The organism is Umezawaea sp. Da 62-37, assembly GCF_032460545.1.
Classification (GTDB): domain Bacteria; phylum Actinomycetota; class Actinomycetes; order Mycobacteriales; family Pseudonocardiaceae; genus Umezawaea.
This window is the reverse complement of sequence record NZ_CP135965.1, coordinates 8,231,185-8,254,493: the sequence shown is the minus strand read 5'-3', so window position 1 is coordinate 8,254,493 and position 23,309 is coordinate 8,231,185. Positions and strand designations below refer to the sequence as shown.

At 69.6% G+C, this 23,309-nt stretch carries 22 protein-coding genes; 7 read left to right on the top strand and 15 right to left on the bottom strand.

The window, feature by feature from the left end; genetic code table 11:
* Positions 1 to 21 precede the first annotated feature (21 nt).
* From RM788_RS38165 to RM788_RS38155, 3 genes are all read right to left on the bottom strand, one after another.
* Positions 22 to 1,932, bottom strand: coding sequence for a sensor histidine kinase (locus tag RM788_RS38165; RefSeq protein ID WP_315924321.1), 1,911 nt, complete (start codon positions 1,930 to 1,932; stop codon positions 22 to 24).
* 86 nt (positions 1,933 to 2,018) lie between these two features.
* Positions 2,019 to 2,462: a hypothetical protein gene (locus RM788_RS38160; RefSeq protein ID WP_315924319.1), complete on the bottom strand. Its 444-nt coding sequence runs from the start codon at positions 2,460 to 2,462 to the stop codon at positions 2,019 to 2,021.
* A 259-nt stretch (positions 2,463 to 2,721) separates the two neighbouring features.
* The gene (locus RM788_RS38155) at positions 2,722 to 3,534 is read right to left on the bottom strand and encodes a GAF and ANTAR domain-containing protein (protein WP_315924317.1); all 813 of its coding nucleotides are present in this window, start codon (positions 3,532 to 3,534) and stop codon (positions 2,722 to 2,724) included.
* 353 nt (positions 3,535 to 3,887) lie between these two features.
* On the opposite strand from RM788_RS38155, the gene RM788_RS38150 reads away from it, so the two are divergent.
* Entirely contained in the window at positions 3,888 to 5,063 is a 1,176-nt protein-coding gene (locus RM788_RS38150) for an ISAs1 family transposase (protein WP_315920713.1), read from the top strand.
* A 204-nt stretch (positions 5,064 to 5,267) separates the two neighbouring features.
* A complete protein-coding gene (locus RM788_RS38145) occupies positions 5,268 to 5,570 on the top strand; it encodes a hypothetical protein (RefSeq protein WP_315924315.1) in 303 nt (100 codons plus the stop codon).
* A gap of 15 nt (positions 5,571 to 5,585) precedes the next feature.
* On the opposite strand, the gene RM788_RS38140 is transcribed toward RM788_RS38145, so the two are convergent.
* From RM788_RS38140 to RM788_RS38125, 4 genes are all read right to left on the bottom strand, one after another.
* On the bottom strand, positions 5,586 to 5,972 hold the full coding sequence (locus tag RM788_RS38140) for a hypothetical protein (protein WP_315924313.1): 387 nt from the start codon (positions 5,970 to 5,972) through the stop codon (positions 5,586 to 5,588).
* A 321-nt stretch (positions 5,973 to 6,293) separates the two neighbouring features.
* Positions 6,294 to 6,977: a hypothetical protein gene (locus tag RM788_RS38135; RefSeq protein WP_315924311.1), complete on the bottom strand. Its 684-nt coding sequence runs from the start codon at positions 6,975 to 6,977 to the stop codon at positions 6,294 to 6,296.
* Positions 6,974 to 7,504 (bottom strand): hypothetical protein, encoded by a 531-nt coding sequence (locus tag RM788_RS38130; RefSeq protein ID WP_315924309.1) that lies wholly within the window; start codon positions 7,502 to 7,504, stop codon positions 6,974 to 6,976. Before RM788_RS38130 ends, RM788_RS38135 begins: the two co-directional genes overlap by 4 nt.
* Positions 7,505 to 7,762: 258 nt before the next feature.
* A complete protein-coding gene (locus RM788_RS38125; RefSeq protein ID WP_315924308.1) occupies positions 7,763 to 8,737 on the bottom strand; it encodes a hypothetical protein in 975 nt (324 codons plus the stop codon).
* A gap of 537 nt (positions 8,738 to 9,274) precedes the next feature.
* On the opposite strand from RM788_RS38125, the gene RM788_RS38120 reads away from it, so the two are divergent.
* A complete protein-coding gene (locus RM788_RS38120) occupies positions 9,275 to 9,673 on the top strand; it encodes an ATP-binding protein (RefSeq protein ID WP_315924305.1) in 399 nt (132 codons plus the stop codon).
* On the opposite strand, the gene RM788_RS38115 is transcribed toward RM788_RS38120, so the two are convergent.
* Together RM788_RS38115 and RM788_RS38110 are read right to left on the bottom strand one after the other, a co-directional pair.
* The gene (locus tag RM788_RS38115; protein ID WP_315924303.1) at positions 9,666 to 10,202 is read right to left on the bottom strand and encodes an STAS domain-containing protein; all 537 of its coding nucleotides are present in this window, start codon (positions 10,200 to 10,202) and stop codon (positions 9,666 to 9,668) included. The two genes, RM788_RS38120 and RM788_RS38115, sit on opposite strands and share 8 nt — an antisense overlap.
* Positions 10,203 to 10,296: 94 nt before the next feature.
* Positions 10,297 to 12,807 carry a transglycosylase domain-containing protein gene (locus RM788_RS38110; protein ID WP_315924301.1) on the bottom strand — a complete coding sequence of 837 codons (2,511 nt, stop codon included), beginning with the start codon at positions 12,805 to 12,807 and terminating at the stop codon, positions 10,297 to 10,299.
* A 368-nt stretch (positions 12,808 to 13,175) separates the two neighbouring features.
* Between RM788_RS38110 and RM788_RS38105 the strand changes: the two genes are divergently transcribed.
* From RM788_RS38105 to RM788_RS38095, 3 genes are all read left to right on the top strand, one after another.
* Positions 13,176 to 13,985, top strand: a complete 810-nt coding sequence (locus RM788_RS38105; protein ID WP_315924299.1) for a lysozyme — start codon at positions 13,176 to 13,178, stop codon at positions 13,983 to 13,985.
* Positions 13,986 to 14,045: 60 nt separating this feature from the next.
* Entirely contained in the window at positions 14,046 to 15,626 is a 1,581-nt protein-coding gene (locus tag RM788_RS38100) for a putative glycoside hydrolase (protein ID WP_315924297.1), read from the top strand.
* A 367-nt stretch (positions 15,627 to 15,993) separates the two neighbouring features.
* Complete coding sequence (locus RM788_RS38095; protein ID WP_315924295.1) at positions 15,994 to 16,845, top strand: DUF3152 domain-containing protein; 852 nt, start codon at positions 15,994 to 15,996, stop codon at positions 16,843 to 16,845.
* Positions 16,846 to 16,857: 12 nt separating this feature from the next.
* Here the strand turns inward: RM788_RS38095 and RM788_RS38090 are convergent, their stop codons facing one another.
* The 6 genes from RM788_RS38090 to RM788_RS38065 form a co-directional block, all read right to left on the bottom strand.
* A complete protein-coding gene (locus RM788_RS38090) occupies positions 16,858 to 17,799 on the bottom strand; it encodes a polysaccharide deacetylase family protein (protein WP_315924293.1) in 942 nt (313 codons plus the stop codon).
* Between the two features lie 123 nt (positions 17,800 to 17,922).
* Positions 17,923 to 18,441 (bottom strand): transglycosylase family protein, encoded by a 519-nt coding sequence (locus RM788_RS38085; RefSeq protein WP_315924291.1) that lies wholly within the window; start codon positions 18,439 to 18,441, stop codon positions 17,923 to 17,925.
* Positions 18,442 to 18,939: 498 nt separating this feature from the next.
* On the bottom strand, positions 18,940 to 19,341 hold the full coding sequence (locus RM788_RS38080; RefSeq protein WP_315934861.1) for a hypothetical protein: 402 nt from the start codon (positions 19,339 to 19,341) through the stop codon (positions 18,940 to 18,942).
* Positions 19,342 to 19,771: 430 nt separating this feature from the next.
* The gene (locus RM788_RS38075) at positions 19,772 to 20,380 is read right to left on the bottom strand and encodes an LPXTG cell wall anchor domain-containing protein (RefSeq protein WP_315924289.1); all 609 of its coding nucleotides are present in this window, start codon (positions 20,378 to 20,380) and stop codon (positions 19,772 to 19,774) included.
* 414 nt (positions 20,381 to 20,794) lie between these two features.
* A complete protein-coding gene (locus RM788_RS38070; protein WP_315924287.1) occupies positions 20,795 to 21,151 on the bottom strand; it encodes a hypothetical protein in 357 nt (118 codons plus the stop codon).
* A 585-nt stretch (positions 21,152 to 21,736) separates the two neighbouring features.
* Entirely contained in the window at positions 21,737 to 22,099 is a 363-nt protein-coding gene (locus RM788_RS38065) for a hypothetical protein (RefSeq protein WP_315924286.1), read from the bottom strand.
* Between the two features lie 646 nt (positions 22,100 to 22,745).
* On the opposite strand from RM788_RS38065, the gene RM788_RS38060 reads away from it, so the two are divergent.
* Positions 22,746 to 23,003, top strand: a complete 258-nt coding sequence (locus tag RM788_RS38060; RefSeq protein ID WP_315924284.1) for a hypothetical protein — start codon at positions 22,746 to 22,748, stop codon at positions 23,001 to 23,003.
* Positions 23,004 to 23,309 lie beyond the last annotated feature (306 nt).

Here is a 23,309-nt window from a genome sequence, read left to right as displayed (position 1 = left end):
TGGTGACACGGCGGCAGTCGGTCAGTTCCGTTCGAACGGGATTCGCGCCCTGACGCGGGTACCGGTGTCGGATCGTTCGACGCCGAATTCCCCGCCGAGCACCTGGCAGCGCTCCTTCATGGACTCCAGCCCCACACCAGGAACCCGATCCTCCGGTATCCCCCGGCCGTCGTCGGTGATGGTCAACTCGAGGCCGCAGGCGGTGACGACCACGTCGATCCGGCACTCGGCGGCCTCCGCGTGGTGGGCGACGTTCGCCAGCGCCTCGCTGACCACCAGGTACGCGGCCGAGACGATCGAGGGTGGGATGTCGTCGAGTCGACCGCTGGGGACCACCCGCACGGTCAACTCGTCGTCGTAGCGCTCCGCCTGGCGGCACAGGGCGGGTACCAGCCCCGACTTCAGGTCGAGCGCCTGCACGTTGCGAACCACCTTCCGCACCGTGCCGGTGAGCGACGTGAGGTCGGTGACCGCTTCGCCGAGCCGTTTCCGCACCTGCGCGTCGGTGCCCTCCATGTTCCTGAGCACCCCGTTCACCTGCATGCGGATGCCCGCGACGCTGGGACCGATGGTGTCGTGCAGGTCTTTGCTGATCCGGTGCAACTCGTCGCGGCGCTTGCGCTCGAACCGCGCGTCCGCCTTGCGCAGCGCCAAGGCCAACCGCGCCGAGTGCACAGCCGGGGAAGCCTGACCCGCCAATGCGTCCAGCAGGCCGCGTTCCCGCCGGCCGAGCCGCTCGTCCCCCGCCCGCGCCTCCGCCACCAGCAAGCCGATCCGCTGACCGCTGTGCCGCAACTCCACCTCGTGCTGCTCCCACCCGTGCGAACACCCGTACACATCCGGCGGTCTGCAGTCCTGCCCCTCCAGGTGCAGTGCGACGTAGGGCAGCTTCAACGCTCTCCCGACCGACGCGGCAATCCCAGGCAGCACCTCGTGCGGGCGGCACGGGTTCGCCAGCGTGCGCCCCAGTTCGACCAGCGCCCGGTACGGGTCGGCGCGGTCGCCGAACAGCTGGCGGTCCAGCGCGCGTCGGAGCACGTGGTGCAGCGGCGCGAGCGCCACCACGACCACGAACGTGGCGACCGCGTTCGCGAGGCCGGGCACGAACATGGTTATGGCCAGCACGACCGCCGTGTACGCGCAGACCAGCAACGAGCCCAGCAGCCCGTAGAGCAGCGTCCGGTGGATGATCAGCTCGATGTCGTACAGGCCGTAGCGCAGGATCACCACCACCAGCGCGGCGGGGAACGCGGCGGCGACCACCAGCCACGCCCCCCACGCCGCGCCGGACGCCAGTTCCAGCGCCAGCGTCGGGATCCCCACGAGCGCACCCGCCATGGCCCACCCGAGGACGTGGCGCGAGGTCCCCCCGGACCCGCGCCACCGCACCCCCAGCGAGATCACGGCCGACACCAGCGCGACCGCGAACACCCCGAACCCGATCTTCGCCAGCACCACCGCGACCCCTCTGCGCGCGGTACCGCCGAAAACCTGGTGCCAGAACTCGACCGGCCGGTCCCACGACGCCCAGCCGATCCCGACCACCGGCAGCACCACGCCGACACCCGCGACCACGACCGCCGCCCACCACCAGCGGCCGGGTGGCCGTCCGTCGGGGAACAGCAGCAGCACCACCGGGAGCAGCGCGTAGGTGGGCCACCAGATCCAGGTGCCGACCCACGCCACCCACCACACGCCCGGCAGCGCCGCGGCCCCCACCGCGAGCGCCCCGCACACCCCCAGCGCGAGCACGAGCCAGCCCACCGCGTTCCGCCGCGCGTGGGCGACGACCCGTTCCCCCAGCAGGCAGTAGACGATCGCCATGAACCAGTTATGCGGATGGGACGCCGCGGTGGTGGTGCCCATGTGGACCACCAGCGCGACCGCCACCACCACCGCCGCGCCCACCGCGAGCAGCCGCGATCCGACCACCGCTCCGCCGTCACGCCGAGTTCCCGCTGCCGGCCCGGATAACATGAGTCCCCCTAGGAATCCGCGGACACCACCCCCGTGGCGCTTCAGGACGTGCCGTTGAGCCAGTGCCAGAAGTTGTGGCACGGCGACCCCTCGTCGTTCACCTCGACGCCCTCGAACACCACCTCCTCCGGCAACCCGCCGCCGCTCAGCGCGACCCCCGCCCCGGCCACGTGCGGATGCCGGTGGGATGCGCCCCCGACCACCTGCCCGCCGCCCTGCTTCCACCCGACCAGCGCGCGCCGCATCGTCTCCAGGTCCGGCAGCAGCCCCGGCCCCACCAGCCGCCCGTACCTCGACTCGAACCACGCCAGGCCCTCCAGCAACCGCTCCACGTCGAACGGCACGTCGATGACGTGCCCCGTCGGGAAGTACGGGTTGCCGGTCGGCGCGGCCGCCGCGTAGGCGAGGAACGCCGTCTGCCACTGCGCCAGGTCGCCAAGAACGGGGTGCGACAGCTGACCTCGATCTTCGGTCGGTGCGGACATCACTCTTCCCTCCGGTCTGCCGGTGCTTCGACGTCCAGCCTCCCCATCCCGCGGTCCCGGGAACCAGAGGCCTCCTTCCCGGATTCACGGGCGGCGCGGCGCACCGGGCGGGGCCGCGGCTTCGGGAGGACGCTGTTCCCCGGTCGCCGAGGACCGACCTCATCACCGGTGGTGACTGGTCACAAGGTCATATGACGCAGTCGCGGAAGTGGGCCGTTGGTCCGGCGGCGGAATCGTTCCGCGGGCGCGGGACCGAGACTCAGAGAAGGCGGTCGATCTCGCGGTGGCGGGTGGCGAACGTCCTGGCGAGTTCCGCGAGCTTGACGTTGAGCCGCTGCGACGTCGTGCGCAGGGTGTCGAACGCCTCGTCGGCGGTGATGCCGCGGCGGTGCATGAGGATGCCCTTGGCCTGGCCGATGACGTCGCGCGAGTCGATGGCCTTGCGCAGGTGTTCGAGCTTCAGGTCGGCGGCGGTCACGGCCCTGGTCGCGGCCAGCGCCAGCGAGCCGTGGGTGGCCAGCAGCAGCGCGGTGTCGCGGTCGGCGGCGGTGAACGCGCCCGTCTTCGCCGAGTAGACGTTGAGCGCGCCCGAGAGCTGCGGCGGGTGGGCATCGGGGAGCAGCGTGGTGGACAGCAGCGAGTTCATGCCGCGCGCGGCGGAGGCCGGGCCGAAGAGGGGCCAGTTCGGGTCGTTGGCGAGGTCGCCGCTCTCGGCGAGGCCGGGGCCGGGCATCCGGGCGGCGTGCACGCAGGGGCCCTCGCCGGTGGCGTACTGGACCTGGTCGATCTCGTTGGCCAGCGGGTCGGTCTGCACCGGCGTGTGGAACGAGCCGTCCGGGGCGCGCAGCGTCACGCTCACCACGCTCGCGTCGGGGATCGCCTCCAGGGCGGCGAACACCACGCGGTTCAGCACGTCGCCCACCGAGGGGGCGTCCAGGAGGGAACGGGTGAGCTGGGCGAACTGCCTCGCCAGCGGGCTGGAGAGGCCCAGCACGGGGTGCTGTTCGACGGCTTCCAGGGCGGTGTCGACGAAACGGGACTTGTCCTGCTGCCACTCGACCTCGTCGGACACGCGGCCCACCTGTGCTCTCTGTTCAGCAGACGCGAACCCGAGGCGGACTTCCGCCTGGGACGGTTCGCGGCATCCGCTCTCTGCTGAACACGCGACACCGGCCTGGACCGTGTGTCGCACCACCGCGGGTGGGAGCTTACCGTCCCGGCGCGACACCCCGATCACGGCCGCGCGGAGTCCGGTCGCCACGCCCGCGCGGGCAGGGCTGAGGCAAAGTCGACTACCAGTGGCTTGACCTGCTGATTCGGGTTGCGACACACCGAAGATCGGGTAGTCCGGAGCAGGCACGACAGGACCGTCGATCATGAAGGTTCCTACGCCATCGTGATCTTCGGAGCTCCGCCGTGCCTGCCGTGTCATCGTCTCCCATCACTGTCCTGTCACGCCAGTTGGCCCCGCTGGGCGAGGTGGCGCCGCAGGCGCGGACCGGGTTGCTCGAGGTGTTGGAGTCGGTGCCGGATCCACGCAGGAAACGGGGTGTGCGGTATCGGTTCGCGGCGATCCTGTTCGTGTCGGTGTGCGCGGTGGTCTCCGGTGCGCGGTCGTTCGCCGCGATCGCCGAATGGGCCGCGGACGCGGCCGAGGACACGCTGAGCGGAATGGGGATCGGCGCACCGAACGCGTCCACGATCCGGCGGGCGCTCTCGGCATTGACCGGTGACGGGTTCGACACCGCGATCGGCGTCTGGCTGTCCGGGCGTGTCAAGGCAGCGTGGATGGGGGCGCCGGGCAGGCGGCGGCGCCGCGCGATCGCGGTCGACGGTAAGGCGCTGCGGGGTTCCCGTCACGGCGAGCAGCGCGCGCGAATGGTGATGGCGTGCCTGGACCACGACAGCGGGGTCACGGTGGGCCAGGTCGAGATCGCGGAGAAAAGCAACGAGATCCCCATGTTCGCAGCACTTCTGGACACGATCGTCGATGTGACCGGTCTCGTCGTCACCGCCGACGCGTTGCACGCGCAACGCGGGCATGCCGAGTACCTGCACGGCCGTGGCGCGCACTACGTGATCACCGTGAAGGGCAACCAGAAGGCGTTGCGCGATCAGTTGGCGGGCCTGCCGTGGAAGGACGTGCCGATCGGGTACCGCGAGACCGACACCGGCCACGGCCGGGTAGTCACCCGCACCTACAAGGTCGTCACCGTCGCCGCCGGGATCCTGTTCCCGCACGCCGCCCAGGCCGTCCGGATAGTGCGGACCCGTAAACGCAAGGGCAGCACCAGGCGCGCGAGCCGCGAGACGGTGTACGCGGTGACATCCCTGACCGCCGCGCAGGCCCAGCCCGCCGAGTTGGCCCGCTACATCCGCGGGCACTGGCACGTGGAGAACAAGCTGCACTGGGTCCGCGACGTGACGATGGGCGAAGATGCCTCTCGGGCACGCACCGGCGGCGGGCCCAGGATGATGGCCAGCCTGCGCAATCTCGCCATCAGCCTGCTACGCCTGACCGGCCACACCAACATCGCCAAAGCCGTACGTCATATGGGAAGAAGGCCCGAACGAGCCATCAAGTTGATCTCAGCCAGCTGAAACACGACTTTGCCTCAGCCCTGCCCGCGCGGGTGGCTCGTCGCGCGAGCCGACGGCGGAACATCGACCCCGCTGGAATGGCGCATCGCGCCCGGCGGTCGAAATACACCATCCGGTGGTTTGAAGCCCACTCGACGCGTCGGCGGGCATACTATTGCGCTCGGTGGACATGCTGCGGCTCAGACCCGGAGGTACCGTCCCGACATGGCTGCGTACCTGAGGGTCTACGAGATTCCATTCCTGATCGAGTGCGTGGGAATGACCGTTCCGGAATTGGCCGACGCGGTACGCGAATGGGGAGCGGGCGCTCGCCCGATAGTCTTCTCCGAAGGTAACGGATTCACCTTCGTGGTGAACTTCCACCTCCTGCCCTGCGTGATCGTCACGGACTCCACCGCGCTCACCAAGGACGAGGACGGGATTCCGGCGCCGATCGTCAGGGTCCAGATCCCCTCACCGGAGATCGTGGCCCCCAGGTCCGCGCCCGAGGAACCGCACCTGGTGTGAGGTCACCGCGCGGCCCTAGTTCCCCTGCACGATCCCCTCGTCGAGGACCCCGGACATGGCGCAGAAGTCGGGGGAAGCGCTGATCACCTCGTGCTGCCCCGGCGAGGCCACCGGCAGGTCGACGCCGTCCGCGACGTCCTCGACGGGGACCTGCACACCGAGGACGCTGATGTCGTTGTCGCACACCGCGCCCGCCACGTCGACGTTCTGCGCCACCCTGGTGCCGTTCAGGTTGACCAGGCCCACCTGGGGGTGCCGGCCCTGGTCGACGGAGCCGTCCCGGCTGATGCCGTCCAGACCGCACGCGATGGCGCAGTCATCGGTCGAGGCGGAGGCCATTCCGCCCAGCGCGACCATGCCGGCGGCGGTGGCGACGACAACGGTCCCAAGCTTCTTGAGCAACGGAATTCCTTCGATCGCGGTTCACCCGGCATGGCGAAGCCGTCGGGAACGGTATCGCACGACTTCGCCTGCCGGCGGATGCGAGGAAATTACCGGCCTCCGAGGAGGCTTTTCAAACTCGTTAACACGATCGTGTACCCGTCAGTGGAAAATCCCTGTTCCCGGCCATTCACCACGACCGCCGCCGAACAGGATCACCACCGGACCGAAATCGCCGTGAATGTCCAAATAGGACGATATCGGCGATGTCGATCCCGACGTGTTCCGGCGGTGGCGAATTGCGCGACGCCTCCGGCCCCCCGAACCGGAGGCGTCGACCGGTCACGTGGTCTCGACCGCGGCGGGCTCCTCGTCGGCGGTCCGCGCCCGCGGCACGCCCGCCTCCTCCGGCTTCCTGCTCCGGGGGATCTCCACGGTCCCGCAGAACGACGGGAGGTCGTCGAGGAGCGGGGAGAACTCGCGCGCCCACTCGTCGAGCACCCGCTGCCGTCCGGCCAGCCGGGCCAGCAGCCGCTCGCTGCTCCTGCCCGCCGCCCGGACGACGTCACCGGCCATGGCGGTCAGGGCGGCGAGCCGCCGCCTGACCTCCCGGTCCTCGTCCTCGAACGACCTCATCCTCGCCGCGGCGGCCTGCTCGGCCCGTTCCACGGCGAGACGGGCTTCCCTGCGGGCGTCCCGGACGATCGCGTCCGCCTCCCACCTGGCTCGCGCCACCGCGTCGCGCGCGGCCTCGTCCTCGAGTTCGGCGAGTCCCTCCCCCGCGTGCAGCCGGTCGTACCGGGCGAGCGCCTCCCGCGCCTCCTCCAGCTCCTCGTCCAGCACGCGCGCCAGTTCCAGGTAGCCCTCGGCGTCCTCGACATCGGTCTTCAGCCGGTCGGCGGCGTCGAGGAGGGCCGTGTCGACGGCCCGCCGGTCGTAGCCCCCGAACCGGAGGGGGAACGCGTTCCGCGCCGCCGCGAGGATCTCCTGGAGCACCGTCGGCCACTCCTGGGGCGACGCGCTCACGACCCCGCCCCCGCGATCGTCGCGTCGAGCGCGTCGCGCCGTCCGGTCAGCTCGTCGGCCAGCACCGCGAAGTCGCGCACGGTCTCGTCGACCAGCCTGCCCGCCTGCGCCGCGGCGAACTCCAGGCGGCGCAGGCCCTCCTGGTGGACCTCCGCCAGTTCCGCCCGACGCACGGCCAGCGCGCGATCACCCCGCTCGACGACCACGCGGACCTCGTCCCGCGCGTCCTCCTCGACGGCCTGGGCCTCGCGCGTCGCCGTGTGCGTCGAGTAGCGCGCGAAACAGGCGAGCGGGTCGCGGGTCGGGTTGTCGGCGTGCAGCCGGTCGTACTCGTACAGCTTCGCGTACGCGCTCCCCAACTCGGCCGCGGCGGCCCTGATGCGGATCAGCGCCGCCTCCCGCTTCTCGCGGGCGGCGGCGCACTCCGAGTCGATCGCGGCGAACTCCACGTCGACCACTCGGCGGTCGTACCCCCTCAGGCGGACGCGGAAGCGGCGTGACGGGTGTTCCGTCGACTCCTGGCTCATACCCGAACCCCTTTCCCGGTATCCCCGACCTCGCGGAGCCGCGCAAGGCCCCGGCAGCGGGTCGACGACCACGCTGCCGGGGCTCTCGGGGGTTCACTCCCCCCGTCGCACGGCCACGTTCCACATCTCAGGCCCGTTGGCGACGGGCCGCGTTCTCCTCTCCGTCCGGAACTCCGCGCACCGGCCGGACGCCACCGTCCGGGCGGGAGTTCCGACAGGCGCGTTCAGCTCTTGCCGGTCAGATCAGCGGTTCTCGTGTCAGACCTGGACGTCGACCGCGTCAGCGGTCCACGCCGCGGCGTCGCCACCGTCGCCGCCGACGCCCGAGTCGCCGCCGACCGTGGTGCTGTCGTTGGACGCGTCGCCGGTGTCGCCGGTGGAGGTGTCGCCCGAGTCACCCGTGACCACCACGGTGTCGGAGCCGTTGTCGTAGTCGGTCCAGGCGCCGTGCTCCATGCCGTTCCAGCCCCACGGGTTCCAGCCGAAGTCGTTCCAGCCCTGGTGGTTCCAACCGCCGTGGTTCCAGCCGCCGTTGCCCCAGCCGCCGACGTTCCAGCCGTCGTCGGAGACCACGAGGGTCGTGTTGTCGCCGGTGTCGCCCGAGTCGCCCGAGTCACCGGAGTCGCCGCTCGTGGCGGTGTTGGCGCTGCCGGCGTCACCGGCGTCACCGGACTCGCCGCCGTCGCCACCGACCGCGACCGCGACGGACGTGTCCTCGGCCTCGACGGCCGTGGGCTCGCCCGCGAGGGTGTCGGCGTCGACGTCCTCGACGTCCGGCGTGTAGGCGACCGTCGTGGCGGTGGCGGCACCGCCGCCACCACCCGTACCGGAGTCGCCGCCCTCGGTGTCGCTGACGTTGGCCGCGCTGCCGGTGTCGCCGGTCGAGGTGTCGCCCGAGTCGCCCGTCACGATGTAGGTCGTGCAGTTGCCCGCCGGGCAGAAGACGAACGTGTTGTTGCCACCGGTCGAGCCCGAGTCACCCGAATCACCGGAGTCACCCGACACAGCGGTGTTGACGCTGCCCGCGTCCCCACCATCACCCGAGTCGCCGCCATCGCCCGCGAAGGCGAGCAGGAGGCCCTCGTCGTAGGACATGCCCTCCGCCCAACCCATCGAGCCGAAGCCGATCGGGCTCTGGTGAGCTACCGCGGCGTTGGCGAACGAGGTGCCCGGCACGACGAGCGCGCCGGACATCACCGCGGCCAAGAGGCCGCGCTGGATGTTCTTGTGCATGGTTTTCCTTCCGTGACAGCAGAACTTCGAACACGGTGGTCAACTGGCGGTGGATCGGATCGAGTCGGGTGGTTCAGGGTGTTCGCGGGGGAACGATGTCCGCGCGACGCGCCTGCGGGGCGGGAGAACCACCTGCGGTCGCCGACTGCTTCGGGTCGATCTCCTTCACGGGTCACCTCTCCGCGGTCGGCCACTATCCTTACCCGCAAAGGGAATAGCCCTTCCGGCGTCGGCGCAATCCGTACCAGGGCCCCGTCACCACTTCGGGGATCGCGTGCACGACTGGCAGACGGTCACCACTACCTGGTCGGGGGGCCGGAGCCGCGACCGCGCGATTGCGGCTACCCAGGGTGATGACGGCCTCGCCCAGGCGATCCGTGCGAGAATCGTCCACTGTGGATGCGAGTTCTCCACGCGTCCCGTCCGCCCGACATGCGGGCCCGCCCGCTTCGGGCGACGCCCGCAAGCGCTTGTGCGGCTCGGGACCGGGCATCCCCAGACCGGAACAGCGAGCGCGGTCCGTCAGAGGAGGACGCCATGAGCGCAGACCCGATCCCCCGGACGGGAGCGCCCGCCGGGCACCCGTCGTGGGAACTGGTGCTCACCGATCAGCAGGACGTGGCGGCCGTCCGCCGCGCGGTCCAGGAACTCCTCGCGACCGCGGTCCCCGACGAGCTGCTGGACGACGTGGTCGTCGTGGTGAGCGAACTCGTGTCCAACACGTACTCGCACAGCCAGGATCCACGGCTGCTGCGGGTGTCCCGGTTCCCCGGAGGTGTGCGCGTCGAACTGGAGGGGGCCGACCCCTCGCCCGCGCTGGTGGACGAGTCGAGGACCGTGCTGGTGCTCGACCGGCTGTGCACGGGGTGGGGGGTGCTCGCCGAGCCGAACGGGCCGAGCCGCGCGTGGGCCCAGGTGCCGGACGACGTCAGGTGACGGAGGTGGCCAGCGCCTCGTCCAGGCTCGGGTAGAGCTCCAGCACCTCGTCCAGCGCGGTGGCGACGATGGTCCTCAGCACCCGCCGGGTGCACGCGGCGACGTGCAGCGGGACTCCCAGGCGGCGGCCGAGGTCGTTGCAGCGCACGAGCATGTTGAGCCCGCGCGAGTCGAGGTGCGACACGCCGGTGAGGTCGACGACGACGAGCGTCGGCGCGGTCGGCGCCGTGGCCGCGTCCAGGGCGGCGACGAGCCTGCGTTCCAGGTCCGGGACCGTGTCGACGTCGAGTTCACCCGTCGCGGTGACAACGACGGCGTTCGTCCGGAACCCGCAGTGGACCTGGAGCGCGCTCCGCTCCGCGCCCGGCGCTCCCCGCGAGTCCGTCGGCGGAGGGGGATCCGTCCCGTCCGGCCCCCGTTGGCCGCCGGTGGCCGCGTCCGGTTGTGCCGGGATGCCCGTGACCGCCGGTGCGGCACCCTCCACTTCCGACGGTGCTGCGCGTGGCGGGATCGTCGTCTGTTCGTCCATCAGGACATCCTCTCCGCCGGGGAGGTGGTCGGCGACCGAGGAACCCGGTCCGCCCGTCCACGCGGGGCGTCCGCGTGGACGTCGCCGTCGCCGGTCAGCCCGTCGGTTCGGCGGCCGGTGGCTGCGCTTCCACCGGCACTTCCCCCTGGGCGGCGGGCGGTGGCACCACCGGTGTTGCCGCGGGCGCGGGCGGCGGCGCCGCCTGCTCCGTCTGCGCGGGCGGCCGGGCCGTCGTCGCGATGACGCTCGGTTCGACCTGGTCCGCGGGCTGCGGCGGCGGCACGTACCCGGAGCTGATCGACAGCGTCACGGTGGTGCCCGTCAGCGCGGTCCCCCGCGGCGACTGCCCGACCACGGTCCCCTTGGCCTGCCCCGAGTTGACGGTCTGCACGGTGACCTTGTACCCGGCCTTCTCCAACTCGCCCTTGGCGTTGTCCGCGCCCGAGCCGACGAGGTCGGGGATCCGGATCTCGGGGCCGCCCTTGACGTAGCGCTCGTCGGTGGGCGGCATGGGTTTCGCGGGCAGCGCGGCGTGCACCTTCGCCATCGTCTCGAACCAGGTGCGGGCGGGCACCGTACCGCCGTAGATGTTGCCCTTGTCGCACAGCGCGGGGGTGCCGCTGACGCAGATGCCGCGCGGTTCGACGCCGTCGTTGAAGGTCTGCACGGCGCCCGCGTAGTCAGCGGTAGCGCCGACGAACGCCGCCGACTTGTAGTCCTCGGTGGTGCCGGTCTTGCCCATCATCGGCTTGTCCCACTGGAACTGCCGCGCCGCCGCCCCGGACGTGCCGGTGGGCTGGTCGTCCTTGCTGAGGCCGACCGCGAGGGTGTTGGCGAGCGGCTCGGCGACGACCTGCTCGCAGGGGGCGTTCGTGACCTCGACCGGTTTCCCGTTGCGGTCCAGCACCTCCCGCACCGGCGACGGCGGGCACCAGGTGCCACCGCTCATGATCGTCGCCGCCACGTTGGCCAGCTCCAGCGTGTTGACCGGCGTGGGGCCGAGGGTGAACGAGGCGTTGTCCATGGTCTTGTAGTACTCGGCCTGGGACACGCGCTGGTCGATCGCGGTGGCGGAGGGGTCGGGGCGGACGCCGGAGATCGTGGTCGCCATGGTCTCGCGCATCCCGAGCCGCGAGGCCATGTCGATGACCGCCCCGAGGCCCACCTGCTCCTCCAGGATCACGAACCCCGTGTTGGGCGAGGTGGCGAGCGCGGTCTGCAACGTCATCTGCGGCGGGTAGGTGTCCGTGTTGTTGCCGAGGCAGTACCAGCGGGTGTCCGGCTCGCCGGTGGGCGGGCACCCCGCGGCTCCGCCCTTGAACACCGAGGAGACGTGGTGGCTGGGCGTCGAGATCGTGTTCTCGATGCCCAGGCCCTTCTCCATCGCCGCCGCGGCCGTGAAGATCTTGTAGATCGAGCCCGCGCCGAACTTGTTCTCCACGCCGCTGGGCAGGTCGAACTGGGTCTGGTGCTCCTCGGCCTTGAGGCCGTAGTCGCGGTTCGCCACCAGGGCGACGACCTCGTGGCGGTCCTTGCCCGGCTGCATGATCGCCATGGTGTTGGCGATCCCCTCGGTGTCCTTGGAGACCTGCGCCTCGGCGGCCTGCTTGGCCTGCTCGGTGATGCCGCGGTCCAGGGGCGTCCGGATCGAGTAGCCGCCGGTCTTGAGCTGCTCCAGGCTGAACCCGGCCGTGGTGAGGTAGTTGACCACGTACGAGCAGTAGAACCCGAACGCGGGCCCCGCGCCGACGCACCCGTTGGGCAGTGTGCGCACCGGCTGCTGCAACGCGATCGGCTCCTTCTTGAACGCCTCGGCCTCCTCGCGCGAGAGCTTGCCGTTGTCCACCATCATGTCCATGACGCTGTTGCGGCGCTTGTGGGCCTTCTCCGGGAACGCTTCGGGGTCCAGCGCGATCGGGCTGTTCACCATGCCCGCCAGCACGGCCGCCTGCGGCACGGTCAGCTTGTCCGGCGTCGTGTCGAAGTACGCCTGCGACGCCGCCGCGATGCCGTAGACCGTCGAGCCGAACGGCACCACGTTGAGGTAGCGGGCCAGGATCTCGTCCTTGCTCAGCTCGGTCTCCAGCTGGATCGCGATGCGCGCCTCGCGGGCCTTGCGGGCGATCGTCTGCTCCTGCGCCTTCTGCTGCTCCACCTTGTTGTTGCGCGCCACGACGTGCACCAGGTAGTTCTTCACGTACTGCTGGGTCAGCGTCGAGGCGCCCTGCGACACGCTGCCGCCCGCCTGGTTGGTCACCGCCGCGCGCAGCGTCCCCAGCCAGTCCACCCCGTGGTGCTCGTAGAACCGGCGGTCCTCGACGGAGGTCAGGGCGTCCTTCATCGCGTTCGAGATCTTGTCGGCGGGCGTCAGCACGCGGTACTGGTCGTAGAGGTAGGCGATGGGTGCCCCGTCCCGGTCGGTGATCGTGCTCATCAACGGCGGGTCCGTGGTCACGAGCGTCGATGAAATGCTGTCGACCTGATCGCTCATGTGATTGGACACGACACCTATGGTGCCGACCACCGGGAACATCATCCCGGCCAGCACGAAACCGCCCAGCAGGGACAGGACTCCCAGCTTCCCCAGACATTCCCAGATGCGCACGGCTATCAAGATAGGGCCGTCCGCCTTCTCCGTGTCCGACATCCAAGCGAGTTCACCACATGGGCGGACAGCGGACCCCGTCGTGTTTGGACATGGCCGTTCACCCGATATGTCCAGGTCACCCACCTGCGAAGCCGGGGAAGGCCGAATGACTACCGATTGTGCCGAATCGGGTGGAATCGATCTCCGGGACCACTCACCAGGGTTGAGTGCGCACGAGCTGGTTTTCACCACTTCAAGGCAGGGGTAGCCAATTGGAAACGCATCGATCGAATCGACCTCTTCCCGCTCGACGGGTCTTCTCGACAATGCGCCGTGACTCTGGACCAGGGGGCCGTGTGTCGACATCGACGAGTGCGACGAGGCGAATGCGCCGCGTCGTTTCCATCGCCATCATCGCGGCCTTCCTCGGCTCGCCCGCCATTCCGGCCGGGGCGCGGACCCCGCTGGCCGAGGGCTCGGCCGACCACTACGCCGGGTCCCAGATCGCCAGGCACGAGGGGCCGGGCCACCCGGTGATGTCCGCTCCCGCCGCGACCTCGACCGAGGGGTCCGTGGAGGGCATCGACGTGAGCAGCCACCAGAACCAGGTCGACTGGACCGCCCACTGGAACGAGGGGAAGCGGTTCGCCTACGTCAAGGCGAGCGAGGGCACGGGGTACCTCAACCCGGCCTTCGAGCAGCAGTACAACGGCTCCTACGACGTCGGCATGATCAGGGGCTCCTACCACTTCGCCCTGCCCGACCGCTCCGACGGCGCGACCCAGGCGAACTTCTTCGTCGACAACGGCGGCGGGTGGTCGCCGGACGGCCGCACGCTGCCCGGCGCGCTGGACGTCGAGTACAACCCGTACGGCGGCACCTGCTACGGGTTGACGGGCGTCGCGATGGTCGAGTGGATCAAGAGCTTCAACGACACCTACTTCGCCCGCACGGGCCGCTGGCCGGTCATCTACACCTCGACGCAGTGGTGGAACCAGTGCACCGAGAACCTGGGCGACTTCGACGACACGAGCCCGATCTGGGTGGCCCGGTACGCGGCGGACATCGGCCCGCTGCCGCACCCGTGGGAGTTCCACACGATCTGGCAGTACACCTCGACCCCGTTGGACCAGAACACCTTCAACGGGTCCTACGACCGACTGGTCGCGCTGAGCACCGGCCTCCCCCTGTCCTGACGGACGCGTCGCGGACCCGCACGACGGGGTCCGGTTTTCCCGAACACCACGGAGACAGCCATGACCGTTACACCGTCCGTCAGCAAACGAGGCATCGTCATCGTCGCCGTGGCGGTGGCGGCCACCGCCATCACGGCCACAACCGTCAGCGTGGTCCACGCGCGCGGCAGCGCCCTGGTCGTCCAGGGCATCGAGGACGGCGCGGTCCTGCGCTCCCCCGACGTGGGCCGCCTCGTCGTCAGCGCGGCCGACGGCGGTTCGCTGGACGACGTCGAGGTGTCGATCGACGGCGTCGCGATGCCGACGCGGCACGACGGCGACCGGCTGACCGCGGACGCGGCGGACCTGTCCGAGGGCGAGCACACGCTGGCCGTGAGCATGAGGAACCCCATACCGTTCCTGCCGGGCACCACGGACAGCCGTGTGTTCACAGTGGACGACACGGCGCCCGCGGTGTCGGCCGACGCCGTCGACGCGGTGTCGCTGCACGGCCCGGTCACGGTGGCGGGCAAGGCGGAGGGGGCCTCGTCGGTGCTCGTCGGTGAGCAGCGCGTCCCCGTCGACGCCGACGGCTCCTTCACCGCTTCCCTGGCGGCGGTGCCGGAGCGGGTGCGGATCGAGGCCACGGACGCGGCGGGCAACTCGGGGCACAGCGACCTGGAAGTGCGCGCCCACCACCCCGGTATGCGCGCGGTGCACATGAGCGCGCAGGCGTGGGGGTCGGAGGCGCTGCGCGAACCCGTGCTGGCCATGGCCCGCGACAAGCGGATCGACACCGTCCAACTCGACGTCAAGGACGAGAGCGGGGAGATCGGCTACGACTCGCAGGTGCCGATGGCGAAGAAGATCGGCGCGGGCACGACGAACTACGACGCGCGGGAGGTCCTCGACCAGCTCCACGGCATGGGGGTCCGGGTGGTCGGCAGGCTGGTCGCGTTCCGGGACCCCGTGCTCGCCAAGTCCGCGTGGGAGAGCGGGTCGAAGGACATGGTGGTGCAGGACGAGGGCGGCACGCCGTGGTCCGGGGGTTACGGCGGCTACGCCTTCACCAACTTCGCGAACCCCGAGGTGCGCGGCTACAACATCGACCTCGCGACCGAGGCCGCGTCGCTCGGGTTCGACGACGTCCTCTACGACTACGTCCGCCGCCCCGACGGCCCGCTCGCGCGGATGGTGTTCCCCGGACTGGCCACGTCCCCCGAGCAGTCGATCGCGGAGTTCCTGGGAGACTCCCGCAAGGCCGTGCGGCCGAAGGGCGCCTTCCTCGGCGCCTCGGTGTTCGGGATCGCCGCGCGCAGCGGATCCGATGTGGCGCAGGACATCCCCGCGATCGCGACCCACGTCGACTACATCGCCCCGATGGTCTACCCCTCCCACTGGGGACCCGGCGAGTACGGGGTCGCCGATCCGGAGGGCCAGCCCCACGACATCGTCCGGAACTCGGTCGGCGACTTCGTGGCCGTCGCGAAGGACTCCGGAGTCGCGGTCATCCCGTGGTTGCAGGCTTTCTCACTGGCCAAGACCTACGGACCGGCGGAGGTCCAGGCCCAGGTCTCGGGTTCGGCGGAGGCGGGCGCGGAGTCGTTCCTCCTGTGGAACGCCGCCTGCGCCTACGAGTCCGCGGGACTGCTGCCGCGATGACCGGCAGCGAACGCGGGCTCGTCGGTGCGGGAACGGGGCCTTTTCACCCGACCGTGTACGACAAAGCCCTCCCCGCCCGGATGCGGTCGAAGGTCCGCCGACGGCCGGTAGTTTGGCAGCGGCTCATGCCCCTCCCCCGGCGTCCACCGCCGCCCGACCGCACCAAGAGGCCTTCCGGAACAGCACTTCCCAGCGGATCCCCGCCCTCGCGGACACCACCCGCCCACGACGTCGGGTCCCGCGTGAGCAGACCGTCGACCCGGCAGCGCCTTCCCGCGGACAGGCGGGTCCCGCGGTGCCGTCCACCGCAAACCCCGTCGTCATCCCGGAACCACGATGACGGCGCCGATCAGCTCGTGGAGCGAACATGCCATCCCGCACACCAGGCCTGCGCCACGTCCTCGGCATGGCAGGCATGTGCACGTTGTCCATCGCCGTGCTCGCGACCATGCAGCTGGCGGGCTCCTCACCCGAGTCCGACCACCAGGGCCCGGCCGTGAACAGGCTGATCACCGTGCGGGCGGCTCCCCCGTCCGGCTCGGAGCCCGGCGGGCGGCCGGTCTCGATGGGCGCCGCGGGCAGGTCCAGCGCCGACCTGCCGGACGGGCCGCCCGTCCCCGTGACGGGGAGCGGGACGTGGCGCGTGGTGCCGGGCGCGGTGCGGCAGGCCTACGCGGGCCACCCCGACACCTATTCCGTCGAGATCGAGGACGGCGTGCGGCTGGTCGACGGCGACGTCGGGTTCGGCCGCTTCGTGGACGGGGTGCTGCACGACCCGCGGAGCTGGATCGGCGACGGCGTGACCGCGTTGCAGAGGATCGAGCACGGCGTCCCGGACCTGAGGATCAGGCTCACGTCCCAGAACACCGCGCGCGCCCTGTGCGGTTACGAGCTGCCCTTCGACACCTCGTGCCGGATCGACGACGCGGTCTACCTCAGCGCGGCGCGGTGGATCCGGGGCGCCACGTCCTTCAGCGGCAGGATGGACGAGTACCGGCAGTACATGGTGAACCACGAGGTGGGTCACTTCCTCGGCCACGAGCACGAGCTGTGCGACATCTCGGGGAGCTTCGCGCCGGTGATGATGCAGCAGACGTTCAGCACCCGCAACGACGAGCTCGCCGACATCACCGCGACCAATCCGCAGCAGGTCGACGTTCCGAAGGACGGCAAGGTGTGCACCCCCAACGCCTGGCCGTACCCGCACGCCACGCGCTGACCCGTCGCGCCGTCAGTAGCCGAACGCCCGCCCCTCGAACTCCTCCGCCAGGACGACCGAGGTCGACAGCGGGTAGGAGATCCGGTCGGGAACCCCGTCGGACGTGTACCGCCGGTCCGGGTGGGCCGCGAGTTCGTCCAGCCACGTCGTGGAGCCGTAGCGCGCGTCCTCGCCGGTCGCGTCCTGGGAGCGGATCCGGGGGACGTTGAGCGGGTCGAAGGCCGCCGAGTAGGGCGACGGGGACGGCCCCGCGCCGACCAGCAGCACGCAGTCGTACTCGTAGGAGATGCCTGACGACGCGCCGGTCCGGGCCAGGTCCGGATTTGACGGAGCGGCTCCGAACGGCAGCGCCAGGCTCGACACGCGGTATCCCGGCAGTGCCCGGACGATGGCCTGGTCGCCGTCGGCGATCTCGCGCTGCACGAGGTCGTCACCCGCCTCGGCGAGGTTCGCGTGGGAGTAGGTGTGGTTCCCGACTTCGAAACCGTTGGCGCGCAACCACTCCAGCGGCTCGGACCCGCCTTGGCCCCCGAACGGGTTGGCGTTCACGTAGAAGCTCGCCACGGGCCGGAATCCGGGGTGCTGCACGCCCACCTGGAGCAGCAGGTCCACCGCGGTGCCCGCAATCGGCTTCCCGGCGGCGTCCAGGCCGAACTGGCTGGGGTCGCCGTCGTCGAAGGTCAGGACGACGGGGTGCTTGCCCGCCGGGATGTCCATCCGCCCGGTGGCGGCCTCCTTCGCCGTCACCGGGACGTAGTCCTCGGCGGCCAGCCTCTCCAACTCCGCGCGGAACTGCGCGGGACTGCGGTCGTAGACCGACCCCGGCTCCGCGACGATCCGGTGGTACATCAGGAAGGGCACGTCGCCCAGTTCGTTCGCCCGCACGGTCTTGGCGTCGGCGAACGCGATGGCGGGCGAGGTGGTCGCCGCGGGCACGGCGGGCACCGCGGACATCGGAGGCGGGGTGCGGACATCCGCTTGCCCGCACCCCGAAACCGCCAGGGCCAAGGCCGCGGTGAGAACGGCTGCCCGACGCGGCGGCACGACGATCATTCGAGGCTCCTCGCGGTGGATGGGCTAGCCCTCCGAACGAACGTCCGCGTCCTGAACCGCGGCCGGATCGGCGGGGGTCGACTGGAGAGCGGCCGCGGGCGGCGCGCACGGGCCAAGGCCGTACAGCGGCTCGACGTCCTCGTCCGCGATGGTGAAGGAGAACGCTTCGGCGGCCGTGACGCCCTCCGCGAGCGTGCTCCTCGCGCAATTCGGCCACGCGCCCGGCCCCTGCGTGCTCAGCACCCGTTCGGCGATGCGGATCTGGTCCTCGCGGGAGAACTCGTGCGGCAGGCCGACTCCGCCGTGCTCGCGCCAGGTCCCCTCCGAGAACTGGAGGCCGCCGAAGTACCCGTTGCCGGTGTTGGCCGCCCAGTCCTGCCCGCTCTCGCACTCCGCGACCGCGTCCCAGTCCAGGGATCCGGCGGTCTGGGCGTGTGCCGTCCCCGCGAGCGCGGAGACCGCCGCGGTACCGACCGCCGCGCTCAGGACCAACCGGAAACCGCGGCCGAGCGCCTTCGAAGCCCTGCCTTCATCAACGCTCATGGACTTTCCACCCCGTTGTTCGTGAACACCCGGTTCGGTGCCGATGCCGCTTGGCGACGAATCGAACCGTAGGTAGCCGCCTGCGCCTCCGCAAAACGATCATGGGGTCGGCGGCTCGCGCCATGACCGGTGACCGGCTCGCCGGAATCGCCATATCCGCAGGTCGCGACAGCACGGAAGGCTGTGGGGTCCTATTTCCCGCCACGAATTCGGTCACACGAAGGGATACAGGTGGAGGTGAAGCGTTTCAAATCGCCACATCCAGGAACGACCTCACCGAGACGGGGGCAGCACCGTGGAATCGACTGCGGCGACAGGAGTGCGTCAGCCGGTGCGCAAGAACTGGTTGGTGGAGCATTCGGAAAATGAGCTTCCCCGACAAGAAACGGCAGCTCGGATCACCACAAGCCAAAAACAGCGGTGCGGAACCCTGTTCGGGCTCCGCACCGCTGTGGGGAACTGCGTGAATCAGGCCCGCCGGAAGCGGGACGACTCAGATCAGTTGTTCTGGCCGATGCCCTGGTCGAGGATCCCGCCCTGGGCGCAGATGTCGGGGGAGGCGCTGGTCGCACCGTTGTAGCCGGGCGACAGGACCGGCACGTCGAGGCCGTTCGCGACGTCCTCGATCGGAACCTGGACACCCAGGACGTTGATGTTGTTGTCGCACACACCAGCGACGACGTTGGTGTTGTGCAGCACGTCCGTGTTGTTCAGGTTCACGAGGCCGACCTGCGCCACGTCACTGGAGTCGATGCTGCCGGCGTTGCCGACGACGTCCTCGTGACCGTGCGGGGTCGGGAACTCCTCGGCCGGGGTGCCGGTCGTGGCAGAAGCCATGCCACCCAGCATGACCATGCCGGCAGCAGTCGCAGCCATAACGGCACCAAGCTTCTTGATCACTGAAAATCCTTTGATAGTCGCTAGCGTGTACACATCAACTCAGCACCACTTCACGCTATTGCAAGGCAGCGCCTGGATGCGTTTGCGGCAACCGACCGCCAGGCGAACGTACAGCGCCCCCGTGGCAACTTCCACTTGGATACCCGATCGTGTACTACCCGCTTGAGTGAAAGTCACCAAAAGCCCGACGCCCGCCCGTTCACCGGGCAGGATTCCGCGGCCAGGGGGTTCGAAACTCCCGGACCGGGCATCCCGACAATGCGAAATACCCTCGGAGAACATCCGCGGGCGATGGCGGCGGCGGCCGAACGACATCCGATTGCCACGTCACGATGAGATCAAGGCGCGGAGTGGCGACTCGAATACCGGGCAAAGCGCGAGTGGGTCGGCGACGAAAAGCGAGAACCGGCCCACGACTCGCCCGAGATCATCAAGCGCGACGACGCCTGGCGATCACACTCGCGGCGGTGCCACCCACCAGCAGGAGTCCGCCCAGGCCCGTCATCCAGCCGTGCGCACCCGTGTTGGCGAGATCGGCGGACTGCGCGCTGACGGCGTTGACGTCCTCCGCGGCCCCGTGACCCCCGCCGCCACCCGGCTTGCCGCCGCCCTGCACCGAAGTGGTGCTGTGGGGGGTGGTCGAGCCGGTGGCCTCCGAGGGGGAGGTCGAGGAACCGGACGTCGACGACGTGCTCCCGGTCGAGCTGCCCGTCCCCGAGGTCGTGGTCCCGGTCGTGGTCGTGGACTCCGAAGGCGAGGTGCCGGACGGGTTCGACGTGGTGGATCCCGTCGCCGTGGTGGGCGACGTCGTCGTGGTCGTCGTGCTCGGCAGCCCCGGAGGCGTCCAGTCACCGTGGTCGCAGTCACCGTGCTCCCACGGGGGCTGGTAGTCGCATTCCGACCCGCCCCGCGCCGTGGTCCCGTTGTCGACGTGGAGGGGCTCAGCCGAACTCGTGGCGGTGCCGACGACGACGAGCGCGGTTACGATGCCGGCGAGCTTCATCGATTTCAGCAGCGCGCCGGATTTCTCTGTGGACATGGCGCCATGATCGACGGTGTCGTTCGGCAAAATCGCCAGAAGGGTGCACGCCCACCGATTCGAGTGGCATTGTTCGCACTCTTGGGTGAATGCCCATCCCGATGACGATCATGAGTTAGCCGAAATACCTTCGGAATGCGAACCCGTCGAACCCGCAGGCGAAAGTGAAACCTTGTCGCCAAAGGTCGTCGCCGAACAATGTCGTACACAATTCACCGAAACACTTCACCCACCCCGCGATGAAGCAGGATGGTTTCGGCCACTACATGGAAAGCCTGCCATCTTTCCTACCACCACAACGCGGAAAGCGGTGATGCGAGACTCTTCGGGGAGTCTCGCATCACCGCTTCATGATCCAGCAGAAGCTCGGGCCACTGAAGCGAACCGCGTCAGGGGCCAGCCTCATCGCTCAGATCAGTTGTTCTGGCCGGTACCGCCATCGAGGATGCCGCCGGTGGCGCAGAGGTCCGGGGACTGGCTCTGGGCACCGCTCACACCGGGCGAGAGGATCGGCACGTTGAGGCCGTTCGCGACGTCCTCGACCGGCACCTGCACGCCGAGCACGTTGATGTTGTTGTCGCACACGCCCACAACGGCGTTGACGTTGTGCAGGATGTCGGTGTTGTTCAGGTTGAGCAGGCCAACCTGGTTGAAATCGCTGTGGTCGATGCTGTCGGTGTTACCGACCACCGGGCTGGCCGAAGCCATGCCGCCGAGCATCACCATGCCTGCAGCGGTGGCGGCTGCAACAGCACCCAACTTCTTCAGCACAGAAAACTCCTCAGTAGCACTCATGGATCAACTTGACCGGCAATCGACGCAATGGATCCCTAACGAAGAAGAGACCCACACGTACTTGAGTTGAACCTGATTGCCGTGGGACGAACATACATGCGGCGTTGGGCTAAATCCAACTGGAGACACTATCGTGTGAAACTTGATCGCAGAGTGAGGAGCCCACCACCTAACCGGGTGATCCACACTCCACTGACGAGATAATCGAATGCGTTCCCGCACTCGGACCGAAGTATTCGGCGACCGTTCCGACACCCCGGTTCACCACGTCCCGAAGAACGGCCCGGCGACAAGCGAGCGGTCTTCGGATCGCCGTCCGCACGACCCGCCACCGGACACCTCACCGGGCCGGGGAATGCCGTGACGACGTGCCGCGGGAAGGACGATTCTGAGCCCGGACGCCGACCTTCCGGTGAAAACACCAGTGGCGGTGCCGTCCGAGAGCTCGGACGACACCGCCACTGGCTTCGTGCGCGGACCACCGGCCAACGCCGGCCGACCGATGTTCGAAGGCATTCCACCTTCATCCACCCCCCGGAGAGGGTGGTCTGTTGCGTTCGGTCAGCCCCGGTGGCCCGTGGTGTTGGCGCTCACGCCACCGGACGAGACCCCCTGCGGCCCAGCGGTTTCCCGGCCGGCGTCGAAGAGGGTGTTCCCGTACTCGTCCACGGCGGCCAAGATCCACTCGTTCGTCGGACCCTCGGGGCCCGTGCTCGACGAGACGTCGACGTACGACGCGTTGCCGCCGAAGTGACCGAAGTGGGGGCCGCTCTCGTGGGCGGCGACGTAGTCGGCCGACACGCCATCGGGCCCGACAGCCTCCTCATGGGCCTGGAAGCCGTCGGCCAGGGCGACGCCCGCGCCACCGATGACCATGGGCACTGCGATGACACCGGCGACGACCACGCGACGAAGCGAAAGCATCAGAACTGTTCTCCTACCTGGCGCTGTTGCACGAAACCCCCGTCCACCCGACCGTTCGACCCCCTGGGAAAGCGGAGTCATCTCGCGACGAGGGCAGTCGTAATGTGCCCGCCCGCCCGCCGGGCCGCTCGCCGACCGCGCGGTGATCGACATCACGAGGACGTCGTTCCGGAGGGTCCGCGTTCGAGCGTTCAGGCCGTTGACGTGGCGGTACCGGTCACCCGCCCGAAGTCCCGCGGCGACCATCCCTTCTTCAAGGCCACCTGTTCGAATGACCCACGTCCCGGTGATCCGCCGAAAACCCTCGAATGACCCGAACCGGAAAAGGCTCGATTTCGAACAGCTCCCGGATCCGGACCCTCACAGCACTCCACAAGACCGTCCGGCCGCAACGGGACGATTTCCTCACCCTCAGCCAGCGGATCGACTCCCCTCCCCCGCCGAGGTCACTCGTGCGAGTCAGACCCACCTCAATGGTGACGGAACGTATTACCACTATGTGAAATCCCGAGAAATGCACGTTTCATGTGGTCGGCACCACACGATGCGGTGACCGGGGATGCATTTCCATCGCGGCGGAGTACGTTTTGAGTCGGAGTTACCAACACAACCTTGGAGGTAGTCCACGATGCGTACGATCAGTCGCATGATCATTGCTGGCGCCATTTCCATCCCGCTGGCGCTGGCCGCCGGTGGAATCGCGTCGGCGGACACGGACTCCGCACGCAGTCCGGGCGCCCAGTACACCGAGTACACCGAGACCGCGGGTCCGAACGGCGCCTCGAGCCACTTCGTCCAGAGCAGCGTCGGCTACGACGACTACGGCTACGGCTACGGCCACTACGGGTGGAACCACTACCACCACTACGGCCTGCTGGGCGGCCTCCTCGGCGGGGTGCTCTGACCCAGCACGCGCCGAAGTTCGCGGAATTCGGACTTCGCGACAGCCGCGGCCGGTTTGATCCGCCGCCGCGGTGAACACCTCTCGCACCATTGGGGATCATTGCACCCGGCGGCCCCTGGAGCTTCTACCTCCAGGGGCCGCCGCGCGTCACGCTAGCAGAATCGCGCCGAGTGCCGGGTCGAGGCATTCGCGGCGACCACTGGCACGTGAACCCGGTGCGATGAGACGGGCACCAAGCGCTCATCCCGCCCTGTGGCGCATTCCACGCGCCGGGTCCGAGCACCCTGCCCACCGCACCCGCGAACG

Excerpts from the sequence above, each read along its gene's own strand:
- RM788_RS38160 (WP_315924319.1), bottom strand. The coding sequence starts at position 2,462 with ATGTCCGCACCGACCGAAGATCGAGGTCAGCTGTCGCACCCCGTTCTT.
- RM788_RS38145 (WP_315924315.1), top strand. The coding sequence starts at position 5,268 with ATGGCTGCGTACCTGAGGGTCTACGAGATTCCATTCCTGATCGAGTGC.
- RM788_RS38130 (WP_315924309.1), bottom strand. The coding sequence starts at position 7,504 with ATGAGCCAGGAGTCGACGGAACACCCGTCACGCCGCTTCCGCGTCCGC.
- RM788_RS38125 (WP_315924308.1), bottom strand. The coding sequence starts at position 8,737 with ATGCACAAGAACATCCAGCGCGGCCTCTTGGCCGCGGTGATGTCCGGC.
- RM788_RS38120 (WP_315924305.1), top strand. The coding sequence starts at position 9,275 with ATGAGCGCAGACCCGATCCCCCGGACGGGAGCGCCCGCCGGGCACCCG.
- RM788_RS38115 (WP_315924303.1), bottom strand. The coding sequence starts at position 10,202 with ATGGACGAACAGACGACGATCCCGCCACGCGCAGCACCGTCGGAAGTG.
- RM788_RS38105 (WP_315924299.1), top strand. The coding sequence starts at position 13,176 with ATGCGCCGCGTCGTTTCCATCGCCATCATCGCGGCCTTCCTCGGCTCG.
- RM788_RS38100 (WP_315924297.1), top strand. The coding sequence starts at position 14,046 with ATGACCGTTACACCGTCCGTCAGCAAACGAGGCATCGTCATCGTCGCC.
- RM788_RS38095 (WP_315924295.1), top strand. The coding sequence starts at position 15,994 with ATGCCATCCCGCACACCAGGCCTGCGCCACGTCCTCGGCATGGCAGGC.
- RM788_RS38090 (WP_315924293.1), bottom strand. The coding sequence starts at position 17,799 with ATGTCCGCGGTGCCCGCCGTGCCCGCGGCGACCACCTCGCCCGCCATC.
- RM788_RS38085 (WP_315924291.1), bottom strand. The coding sequence starts at position 18,441 with ATGAGCGTTGATGAAGGCAGGGCTTCGAAGGCGCTCGGCCGCGGTTTC.
- RM788_RS38075 (WP_315924289.1), bottom strand. The coding sequence starts at position 20,380 with ATGTCCACAGAGAAATCCGGCGCGCTGCTGAAATCGATGAAGCTCGCC.
- RM788_RS38065 (WP_315924286.1), bottom strand. The coding sequence starts at position 22,099 with ATGCTTTCGCTTCGTCGCGTGGTCGTCGCCGGTGTCATCGCAGTGCCC.
- RM788_RS38060 (WP_315924284.1), top strand. The coding sequence starts at position 22,746 with ATGATCATTGCTGGCGCCATTTCCATCCCGCTGGCGCTGGCCGCCGGT.